Raw genomic sequence first — 1,019 nt, forward strand, 5'->3', positions numbered from 1 at the left:
CCTTTAAACATGTGGATTTAGGGATTGAACCTAATGCCCTTAATGATGCTGTTGAATTCCTACAAGACGAAGGGTATATTGATGGTGCTGAAGTATATCTTACAGGGAATTATGATATATCCAACGCTATGATAATTGAAAAGGGAGAAGATTATCTAGAGGATAACTCGCTATTAATGAAAGCGTACAAAGGGTTGAAGGGAGCGAGAGATTGGATAAAAATTTAGTAACAACGTTAAAGCATCCAATCATTGGATGCATTTTTTTTATGATAAATAGGAACGAATGTTCTATAATATAACTTATAGAATGAATGGAGTTGTTCCTATGTCACTTAAAGATCGCGGAAATATTAAATGGAAATCAGCTATGTTTTTGCCTGAGCACGTTAAATTACTAAAAAATTTAAATAAAGATTATTATCGGCAAGTAAAACCAATATTAGATGAATACCAAATAGAAGAGTTTGAAAACAAAATACACAATGCTATGGAGTTTAGTTCACCAGTAAAGTTTACTGTTTGGGAAGACGGCTTCGATTGGGAGTATACAGGATTATTACATAGATTAGAACCAAAAACTAATTTGATTCATTTAGAGTTGGAGAAAGAAAAGGGATATATTATAAAAATAAAATTTGAAGATATTGTAGAGGTTGAAGTTAAAGAGTAAAGAAATTTAAATGGAAATACCACTTTGTTATATTCTTAATTTTACATGTTACTAACAGAAAAGTTAAAAAATGTGAATGTAAACTTAAATCAAATAGAGGAAAAAATTAAAACTACAAAATCAGTGATAAAAGAAAATAAAAAAGCTAGTGACAATAATATTACTAGACTGTGTTCGGATAAATTGTTGCTCAGGAACACAGTCAAAGTCTAAGAAATGTTGTGTGAAAAGAGATATGAATACACAATCACACGATTTGTTTTTTTGCTTGTTTATCAAGCATAATAAGGAGAAGTGATTTATTATTTTTCAATAGCTGCATTTTTTCAAAACATAGCTTTTTATTT

At 29.3% G+C, this 1,019-nt stretch carries 2 protein-coding genes; both read left to right on the forward strand.

Going from position 1 to position 1,019, the window contains the following annotated elements:
• The coding region (locus AC1DUW_RS30310; protein ID WP_477644370.1) for a YjcQ family protein at positions 1 to 227 on the forward strand (227 nt) is incomplete at its 5' end.
• 100 nt (positions 228 to 327) lie between these two features.
• Entirely contained in the window at positions 328 to 672 is a 345-nt protein-coding gene (locus AC1DUW_RS30315) for a YolD-like family protein (protein ID WP_477644371.1), read from the forward strand.
• The last annotated feature ends 347 nt before the right edge of the window (positions 673 to 1,019 follow it).

This window comes from Peribacillus sp. P4_C12 (genome assembly GCF_056402095.1).